Source organism: Ideonella azotifigens, assembly GCF_006519715.1.
In the GTDB taxonomy this organism is placed as follows: Bacteria; Pseudomonadota; Gammaproteobacteria; order Burkholderiales; family Burkholderiaceae_C; genus Ideonella; species Ideonella azotifigens.
Map to the genome: position 1 here is coordinate 1 of NZ_VIDT01000449.1, position 4,638 is coordinate 4,638.

The window sequence follows — 4,638 nt, forward strand, 5'->3', positions numbered from 1 at the left end:
GAACAACTGCAGGTCCAGCTCGGCCTCCAGCTGGGCAACAGCCATGCTGACAGCCGAAGGCATGCGGCCCAAAGCGCGGGCCGCGGCCGAAAACGAGCCGTGATCCACCACGGTCAGGAACACGCGCACGGCTTCGCTGCTGAACATGCTGTCAGCTTAACTGACAGCAGCCGACTGGCAGCTTTCAGCCAGCAACACTACGCTCGCGGCTTTTCGCATGTTGGAAGAGGTGCCCCGATGAATGGGCCAGGATTGCAAGGGCTGCGCCGCAGGGTGCTTTACGTGACCCTCTTCGAGGTGGGTGCCATCGCGGCCAACAGCCTGATCATGCAGGCGCTGGGCCACCCGCTGCCGGCGGCCGGTGCCGTGGCGGTGGCGGCCTCGGTGGCCGCGGTGCTGTGGAACATGGTGTTCAACGCGCTGTTCGAGCGCTGGGAAGCGCGGCAGACAACACGCGGCCGCAGCTTTGCGCGCCGGGCGGCGCACGCGGTGCTGTTCGAAGGTGGACTGACGCTGCTGCTGGTGCCGGTGATGATGCTGTTGCTGCAGATCAGCTTCTGGCACGCGGTGTCGCTGGAAGTCGGCCTGATCGCCTTTTTCCTGGTCTACACCTACCTGATGAACTGGGCCTTCGACGCGGTGTTCGGCCTGCCGGCCTCGGCGGCCTGAACGACGAAGGAACAGGCCAGTCAACTTTGCCTCGCGCTTTCCGATATCACTGCCGAGGGCTCACCCAAGCGTGAGTGTGTCTATTCCAGACGTCACAAGGCAGAAGCAGAATGAGATCCATCAAGCAGTTGTTCGGAACCGCACTGATCAGCACGGCCATCGCCACGCTGTTGCTCGTCATGTCGATCTATCAGGTGGGCGCAGCGAGCGACAGGCTGTCGGCCGCGCACGAGTCGCGCCACGTGTCTGCACTGCTGGCCGACGAATTGCGTCAAAGCTCGGATGACCTGACCCGCCTGGCGCGCACCTACGTCGTCAGCGGCGACCCGATGTGGGAGCAGCAGTACTTCGAAGTGCTGGACATCCGCAATGGCAAGAAGCCGCGCCCGCCCGGCTACGAAAGAATCTACTGGGACTTCCGCGCGGCCAACATCGTGCCCTCCGGGCCTGGCCATGAAGGCAGCAGCGCCAGCGTGCCGCTGCTGGACAGCATGAAGGCTGCTGGCTTCACGCAAGCCGAGTTCGCCAAGCTCAAGGAAGCCGCGGCGAACTCTGACGACCTGGTCAAGACAGAGACCATCGCGATGAACATGGTGAAGGGCCAATACGCGGACGGCAATGGCGGCTTCAGCAAGACCGGCGAGCCCGACCGGGCGCAGGCCCAGGCCTTGATGCACAACGCCGACTACCACCGCTACAAGGCCAAGATCATGAAGCCGGTCGACGAGTTCTTCGGCATGCTGGACCAGCGCACGGCGGCGGCGGTGGCTGACGCCAACGCCTTGCGCCGGCACTGGTACGCAGCGGCGCTGGCCAGCCTTGCGCTGGTGATCGTGTCGGCAATCGGTTCCCTGTTCTACGCGCGGTCCTGGATCCAGCGCCGGCTGGGCGCCGAGCCGGATGCCGTCGTTGGCGCGATGAACAGCATTGCACAGGGCAACCTGATCCTGAGCCCCATCCATGGCAAGGCGAATTCGAGCAGCGTGATGGCCGCGCTGACGCAGATGACCGCCAGTTTTGCGAATGCCGTGGCGATGGTCCGCAGCTCGGCCGAAGGCGTGGCCACGGCCAGCGGGCAGATCGCCCTGGGCAACCAGGACTTGTCGGGCCGCACCGAACAGCAGGCCAGCGCGCTGCAGCAGACCGCCTCCACGATGGAAGCGCTTGGCGGCACCGTGCGCAACAACGCCGACAGCGCCAAGCAGGCCCACCAGCTGGCGCACGGCGCATGTGCCGTGGCCGCACGAGGCGGCGACGTCGTCGGCCAGGTCGTCACCACGATGCAGGGCATCAACGACAGCAGCCGCAAGATCGGCGACATCATCGGCGTGATCGACGGCATTGCCTTCCAGACCAACATCCTCGCCTTGAACGCGGCGGTGGAAGCCGCCCGCGCTGGTGAGCAGGGCCGCGGCTTCGCGGTGGTGGCCTCCGAAGTCCGCAGCCTGGCGCAGCGCAGCGCCGAGGCGGCCAGGGAGATCAAGTCCCTGATCGGTCGCAGCATGGCGCAGGTCGAGCAAGGCACTGTTCAGGTCGATCAGGCCGGCGTGACCATGGGCGAGATCGTCAGCGCCATTCAGCACGTCAGCAGCATCGTGGCCGAGATCACGTCGGCCAGCACCCAGCAGAGCCACGGCGTGCAGCAGGTGGGCATGGCCGTCAGCCAGATGGACCAGGCCACCCAGCAGAACGCCGCGCTGGTCGAAGAGAGCGCCGCTGCCGCAGAGAGCCTGAAGGCCCAGGCACAGCAACTGGTGCAGGCCGTGGCGGTGTTCAAGCTGTCGCCGCAAGCCCAGGCTGGCGCGGCCCATTGAGCGTTGCGCCCCGCGTGACCCCCGGAATGCGCTCAGGGCCCCGAAAGGCCCTGAGCGCATGCCGTTCTCGGCGTCTCGCTCAAGGTTCGGCGTTGAGCCCGGTTTCCCAGAGCGCCTCGGGCGCCACGAAGATCGAGCGGTCGGCCGGGCCGGCGTCGTGGCTGGCCAGGCGCAGCCAGGCGACGGTGTCGTGGTGGGTGCCGGGCACGCGGTCGGTCGAGCGTTCGGTCATCAGCCAGGTGTGCAGCCGGGCGTAGAGCTCGGCATGGTGCTGCTGGGCCCAGGCCAGGCCGACCAGGTCGGCATAACCTTCCTCGCGGCGCACCGCCTTCATCTCGCGGTAGTCGGCCTGCAGCTCCGGCGCGAGGCCTTGCGGCTCCTGCCAAGACAGGCCTGCGGGCAGGCCGTACCAGGCGCCGTCCAGGTGACGGCGGCAGTGGGCCAGCTCGTGCGCGGCCATCAGCTCCAGCGCGGGGTTCTGCAGTTCGGGGGCCAGACGGTCCAGCGTGGCCTGGGCTTCGGGGTTGCCGCGCAGCGTGAAGACCAGCTTGCAGCGGCCTTCGACAAAAGCCATCGCGATTGGCGCCGCACCGGGACCGGGCTGCGGCTGCACCACGATGTCCAGCGGCAGCCGGCTTTCCTTGGCAAAGGCGACGACCGGCCAGACGGCCTTCATCCAGCTGGTTTCCAGGGCCGTCAGCTCCGCTGCAGCGACCGGCAAGCCTGCCAGGTTCTGCACAAGACCGAGGCTCACAATGGCCCACCCCCGGGCCCACAAAGACTGCTTCACAGGCATCTCCGGCATTCCACGACGCATTGCACGCAACCTTAGGGCCAGCCTGCTCCGTGTCTTCGGCGGAAATGAGGGGTGGCATGAAGCCTGTTACATCCGCGGCGCGGCGGTCACCGCTGCGGCAATTTCTGCATCGCGCGGCGCGGGGCCCCGCCGGCCTACCTGCAGAGGGCCGCCTGGGCACGGTGATTGCCGCGGAGGTGGCGTCGGCACACCGTCGGCGTTTGTATCGAAGCCATCGTCCAAGGAGACCATGATGAGTCAACAAAACCGCCCCAACGAAGCGCAGCAAAAGCAGCAGGAAGCCAGCCAGCAAGGCCAGGGCAGCGGCCAGAAACGCCCGCTGGACCCGCAGCAGCAACAGCAGCAACGCAGCGGCACCCAGGGCCAGCAGGGCCAGCAAAACCCCAAGGACCCGCAACAGCGCAACCAGAACAATGCCAACCAGCAAGGTGACAAGCGCCAGCCCGGCTCTGACGATCAGCAACGCTGATGAATGCCGCGCCAGCCTGCGCCGGAGGCGTGGGCCGGCGCGGCCGTCGGCACGCCGATTGCCAGGGCGGACTCGGTGGCTTGCAACCCCGAGGTTTTCGGGCAGCAGGCCCTGTTGTCCATGTCATGCCCAAGCGCTGCGGGCAGGAAAGTGCCCCGTGATGATCGACCTGTCCGCCCTCGCCCCTGTCGTGTTGCAGACGCCCGCCCTCGCTCTCGCGCCGGCCCAACGCACCCGCCGGCCACCCAGCACCAAGGCCCTGCTCACCTGCAGCCTGGGGCTGGAAGAGCGCGCGGGTGAGGAAATGCTGCTGATCCCCGCCGGCCCCTGCACGCTGGAGCGAAACCAGCGCCGCATGCTGCTGCGCTGGGTGGACGACGCGGGGCCAGGCGTGGCGAGCGTGTCCACCTCGCTGATGCGCTGCCTGCTGGCACGGGGTGTCTTGAAACAGGACCCGCCCAAGCGTGCCAACACAGGCGGCAGGATGCCGGCGATCCACGCTGCCCGTGCGGCCAGCACCTTCGGTGCCGTGAGCGCCTGAGCCCTGCCCTGCCCTGCCCTGCGGCGCGGCACCGGCCGCCGGGGACGCATCGGCATGCCGATTGCCGACACCGGCGGCATGTCCGATGTTGCCGCCGAGACCCGTTTCCTTGCTGGCCCTGAACTTCCGGCCGATGGCCGCGTACGCGTGGTCATCGCCGCGGTGCAACCGAGCATCGACCACGGCCGCTTTGCTGCCAAATGCGTGGCCGGCGAGCCCTTCGAGGTCAGCGCCCACGTCTTCACTGACGGGCACGACCAGGTGCGCGCCAGGCTGCAATGGCGGCCCGAACGGCAGGACGACGGCAGCGCCTGGCGCGAAGTGGAAA

7 protein-coding genes are annotated in these 4,638 nt (G+C 67.6%); 5 read left to right on the top strand and 2 right to left on the bottom strand.

What is annotated here, in order from left to right:
• Nucleotides 1-147: helix-turn-helix domain-containing protein (locus tag FKP22_RS21595; protein WP_141289750.1), on the bottom strand; the 147-nt coding region annotated here is incomplete at its 3' end.
• A gap of 90 nt (nt 148-237) precedes the next feature.
• Here FKP22_RS21595 and FKP22_RS21600 point away from each other — a divergent pair.
• The gene (locus tag FKP22_RS21600) at nt 238-669 is read left to right on the top strand and encodes a PACE efflux transporter (RefSeq protein ID WP_141289751.1); all 432 of its coding nucleotides are present in this window, start codon (nt 238-240) and stop codon (nt 667-669) included.
• A gap of 110 nt (nt 670-779) precedes the next feature.
• Nucleotides 780-2,483, top strand: coding sequence for a methyl-accepting chemotaxis protein (locus FKP22_RS21605; RefSeq protein ID WP_141289752.1), 1,704 nt, complete (start codon nt 780-782; stop codon nt 2,481-2,483).
• A gap of 79 nt (nt 2,484-2,562) precedes the next feature.
• Here FKP22_RS21605 and FKP22_RS21610 read toward each other — a convergent pair whose 3' ends face one another.
• Nucleotides 2,563-3,237, bottom strand: coding sequence for a hypothetical protein (locus FKP22_RS21610; RefSeq protein ID WP_141289753.1), 675 nt, complete (start codon nt 3,235-3,237; stop codon nt 2,563-2,565).
• A gap of 295 nt (nt 3,238-3,532) precedes the next feature.
• Here FKP22_RS21610 and FKP22_RS21615 point away from each other — a divergent pair, with 295 nt between their 5' ends.
• The 3 genes from FKP22_RS21615 to FKP22_RS21625 form a co-directional block, all read left to right on the top strand.
• Complete coding sequence (locus FKP22_RS21615) at nt 3,533-3,769, top strand: hypothetical protein (RefSeq protein ID WP_141289754.1); 237 nt, start codon at nt 3,533-3,535, stop codon at nt 3,767-3,769.
• 160 nt (nt 3,770-3,929) lie between these two features.
• Nucleotides 3,930-4,310, top strand: coding sequence for a hypothetical protein (locus tag FKP22_RS21620; protein ID WP_141289755.1), 381 nt, complete (start codon nt 3,930-3,932; stop codon nt 4,308-4,310).
• 54 nt (nt 4,311-4,364) lie between these two features.
• Nucleotides 4,365-4,638 (top strand): maltotransferase domain-containing protein (locus FKP22_RS21625; RefSeq protein WP_233446924.1); only part of this gene is annotated, 274 nt, incomplete at its 3' end.

Excerpts from the sequence above, each read along its gene's own strand:
- FKP22_RS21600 (WP_141289751.1), top strand. The coding sequence starts at position 238 with ATGAATGGGCCAGGATTGCAAGGGCTGCGCCGCAGGGTGCTTTACGTG.
- FKP22_RS21605 (WP_141289752.1), top strand. The coding sequence starts at position 780 with ATGAGATCCATCAAGCAGTTGTTCGGAACCGCACTGATCAGCACGGCC.
- FKP22_RS21615 (WP_141289754.1), top strand. The coding sequence starts at position 3,533 with ATGAGTCAACAAAACCGCCCCAACGAAGCGCAGCAAAAGCAGCAGGAA.
- FKP22_RS21620 (WP_141289755.1), top strand. The coding sequence starts at position 3,930 with ATGATCGACCTGTCCGCCCTCGCCCCTGTCGTGTTGCAGACGCCCGCC.